Below are 3,910 nucleotides of genomic sequence, written 5' to 3'. Positions count from 1 at the left end.
GTGCTGTTCGAGGCGACGTCCGGCGATCCCGGACGGCAGCGGCGGGTCGCCGAGACGGTGTGCCTGATCGCCGCCGCCTGGCCGCCGGACCTGCTGACCGGCCGGCTGCTCAGCGGGCTGGCGAACCTCTACCGGGGCGTCGGGATGCTCCGCGAGGCGGCGGAGCGGTCCGAGCAGGCGGTGCCGCTGCTGCGCGCGGCGGGCGCGGCCGGACGCAACGCGCTGCTCACCACCGACCGGGGCATGGCGTACGACCTGCACGTCCTCGGCCAGTACACCCAGGCGCTCGGACGGATGCAGGAACTGCACGTCCGGTCGGTGGAGCTGTTCGGCGACAGCCACCGGCAGACGCTGTTCACCGCGCTGAACCGGGCGGTGATCGAGCACCTGGCCGGCCGCCACGGCTCCGCGCTGGAGGTCGCGCGGGAGGCGCTGGACGTCCAGGTCGCCCGCGCGCGGCCCGGCGACCGGCTCACCACCCGCCTGACCCACCGGGTCGGCGAGCTGCTCACCGTGACCGGCCGCGCCGACGAGGCCGTGCACCTGCTCAGCCGCCGGCTGCTCGTCCTGGAGGGGCAGCGCGACGGCGACACCTACGGCGGGCTGCTGCTGCGCCACCAGCTCGCGATCGCCCGGCGCGCGGCCGGCGGCCCCTTCGACGGCTCGTCCCCCGGCCCGCCCGGCGGGCCCGGCGCGGCGGACCTGTCGAAGGTCCAGCGCGAGATGGCGGCGGTGCTGGGGGCCGGCGACCCGAACGCGCTGGCGGCGACGTTCAGCCTCGCGATCGAACGCGCCGGACGGAGCACCTCCCGGGCGCTGGCGCTGGCCGGAACCTGCCATCGCGGGTTCGTGGACCACTTCTCCGACGACCATCCCTTCGTGGGGCTGTGCCAGATGGCGATCGGCGCGTTCACCCTCGACGACGGCCGCGCCGCCGAGGGGCTGCGGGTCTGCGCGGACGCGGCGGAGGGACTCGGCGACCGGCTGGGCGAGTCCCACCCCTGGTCGATGGCGGCCGTCCTGCACCTGGCGCGGGCGCACGGAGCGAACGGCCGGTACCGGAAGGCCGGGGAGCTGGCGGCCGACGTCGCCGCGAGGGCCGCCGAGCTGCTCGGGGAGACGCATCCGGTCCACCTCACGGCGCGCGCGGCCGTCGAGGCGGCGGACCAGGAGGTCCCGCTCCCGGTCCACCACGTGGAAGTGCCCTGCACGTGACGGGGCGAGGCGACAGGGGAAGCACGGTGACGGAAGGCACGAACGGCGGCGGATACTCCACCTGGCCCGCCTCGCTGCGGGAGGGCGACCAGGTGGTCTCGGCCTTCACCCGGCAGCTCGGGACCGACGGCGCGCCGCACCACCTGGCCAAGTACAACCACGGCGTCTACGAGTTCGCCGTCGGCCGGCTGGACGAACCGGACCGGCACACCCGGTACCGGGGCGTCGAGGAGCAGCTCGCGTTCGCCATGGGCGCGCTGGACAACGAGCTGGCCGAGGCCAGGACGGGCCGGCTGATCCGGATGGTCGTGCACGCCGAGCGCGGCGCCCTGTTCGCCGTCTCGGTCACGCCCCGCAACTACGTGCTGGGCATCGTGTTCGGCCTGGCGTCGGCCGCCGCCGGCGGCCCGCCGCTGTCCCTGCCGCGGGTGCCGCTGGTCCGCGACGCCGACCGGGTCGCCTGCCGCCTCACCGACCTGCTGCGCCACCAGATCGGCCTGCCGCCGCAGAACCCCGGCGGCTGGGACACCTTCGAGGAAGTGCTGCCCGAGACGACCCGTCCGCTGCCGGGCCTCATGCGCCGCGAACGCGGCCCGGGGCTGGTCGCGCGGTTCGAGCGGGCGCTGCACCCGGTCGGCCTCATCTACCTGGCGCACTGCCGGGACGGCGTGCTGCTGGAGAGCGCCGACGTGCTCGAACACGGGCAGGTCGCGCGCGGACGCTCGGCGCGGGTGCCCGCCATGGCGGTCCGGGCGTTCTACGACCGGCTCGCCGAGGACCTCGGCGGCCACGCCCGGCAGCTCGCGCAGACCAGCGCCCAGGCCGTCCGCGGCCGGGTGCTGCGCATCGTCCTGGACGTCGAGCAGGGCGCGGTCTACTACTACCGCCTGTCGGCGTCGGAGTACCTGGTCGGCGTCACCGTCCACCAGGCGCACGTGTGCCAGGCCGACGAGGTGCTCGGCGACCTCGTGCAGGCCCTCTTCGCGGAGAGCAGGGCCTGACCCGGCCGATCGGTTGACGGCCGATCTCCACGGGGATACCAACGTGGGGCACCCCGTCACCCGGCGTCGAAGGGCCGCTCCCATGGCCAAACGGTTCGCGCTCATGCTGGCGGTGGTGGCCGCCGGTGTCCTCCTCGGCCTTCCCGACGGCACGGCCGGACGGGTCACCGGCGCGTCCTGGTACCCGCCCGCCGTCGCGGCGCTGCTGGCGGTCGGCCTGTACGCCAGCACCCGGTCCATCGACCTCGGGCAGCTGAGGACCGACGGACGGACGGTGCTCGCCGCGGTCACGGTGGGCGTGCTGCTGAAGTCGGTGCTGATCGGGGCCGTCCTCTACGGGGTGTTCGGCCGGCCGATGTACCTGGTGCTCGGCATCGCCGTCGCGCAGATCGACCCGCTGTCGGTCGCGGCGCTCGGCCGCTCGTCGCGGCTGTCGTCGCGCGGCCGGGGGCTGCTGCTGGCCTGGGCGTCGTTCGACGACCCGGTGACGACGCTGCTGACCATCTACGCCGCCGCGATCGCCGTCTCGCTGCAGGGCGGCGGGCAGCTCCACCTGGGGGTGTCCGCGTTCACCGTCGACCTGGCCGGCAACCTGCTGGCCGGCGGGCTCGCGCTGCTCGCGGCGCGCGCGGTCCGGTCGCTGCCCGCGCGGCGGCGGTTCTGGATCGAGATGGCGGTGCTGGCGGCGCTCCTGGTCGTGGCGGTCACCGAGTTCTGGGTGCTGGCCGTCGCGATCGCCGGTCTCGGCCTGCGGCCGGAACCGCCGGGCCGGTCCGCCGACCGGCTGCTGGACCGCTCGGTGGACACCGCGTTCGTGCTGGCGTCGCTGCTGCTGGGAGTGGTGCTGGCGGGCGGGGTGCGGCCGGTGCAGGGCGTCGTCCTCGGCATCGTCGCGTTCGCCGCGCAGGCGATCGTCAGCGTGCCGCTGACGCGCGCGCAGAGCCGTCCGGACAAGGTGCTCCTGGCGCTCGCCCAGCAGAACGGCATCACGGCGATCTCGCTCGCGCTGCTGCTGGAACCGGTGTTCCCCGAGAGCGTCGCCGTCGTCGCGCCCGCGATCCTGGTGGTCAACTCGCTCTACCTGCTCGCGAACGCCTTCGCCGGCGGACGGATGGCTGCGGGCGAACGGGCGGCGGCAGGCGGACCGGCGTCCACCGGCGGCCCGGACACCGCGGACGGCGCGGACACCGCGGGCGGGCGGTTGGCCGTGGGGCGGGAGGTAGTCAGGGGACGGCGAGGATCCGCTGGACGGTTCGCGGGAGTTCTCGCAGGCTCTCGCCGAGCCGGTCGACCGCGACCGGCGCACCCGCTCCACCCGCCGCAGCCGCAGCCCCCGCAGCCCCCGCCGCCCCAGGCTCGACCAGCTCCTCCAGACGGTCGATGCGCAGGTCATTGATGAGGAACGTGTAGTTGTCGCAGAGGCCGTCCAGCACGTCCTGCGGGCGGCGGGGACCGCGCCGGTACCAGGAGAGCACCGCCCCGCGGAAGGCGTCCACGATGTTCTCGGCGACCAGCGCGATGCCGACCGCCCGCGCGGTGCCCACGCCCTCCAGCCGCAGCAGCAGCCGGTCGGCGCTGCCCGCGTGGTCGTCGCCCGAGGCGGCGAACGCCTCGGTGACCGCGTCGGGCACGCCGCTGAGGGAGCGCAGCCCGCCGAGCGCCCGGTCGAAGGCGGCCGCCACCGGTTCGGGCAG

The 3,910-nt window shown here is 75.5% G+C and carries 3 protein-coding genes; all 3 read left to right on the top strand.

The annotated features are described in order from the left end of the window. Positions 1 to 1,215: tetratricopeptide repeat protein (locus AB0J52_RS31145; protein ID WP_500186304.1), on the top strand; the 1,215-nt coding region annotated here is incomplete at its 5' end. Positions 1,216 to 1,241: 26 nt separating this feature from the next. Next, a complete protein-coding gene (locus AB0J52_RS31140) occupies positions 1,242 to 2,216 on the top strand; it encodes a hypothetical protein (protein ID WP_500186302.1) in 975 nt (324 codons plus the stop codon). Positions 2,217 to 2,298: 82 nt separating this feature from the next. Next, positions 2,299 to 3,612: a hypothetical protein gene (locus AB0J52_RS31135; RefSeq protein WP_500186301.1), complete on the top strand. Its 1,314-nt coding sequence runs from the start codon at positions 2,299 to 2,301 to the stop codon at positions 3,610 to 3,612. The last annotated feature ends 298 nt before the right edge of the window (positions 3,613 to 3,910 follow it).

The organism is Spirillospora sp. NPDC049652, assembly GCF_040675125.1.
Taxonomy (GTDB): Bacteria; Actinomycetota; Actinomycetes; order Streptosporangiales; family Streptosporangiaceae; genus Spirillospora.
This window is presented reverse-complemented; position numbering and strand designations above follow the sequence as displayed.

What these genes read in the sequence shown, in the direction of transcription:
- AB0J52_RS31135 (WP_500186301.1), top strand. Translation starts at nt 2,299, where the DNA reads ATGGCCAAACGGTTCGCGCTCATGCTGGCGGTGGTGGCCGCCGGTGTC.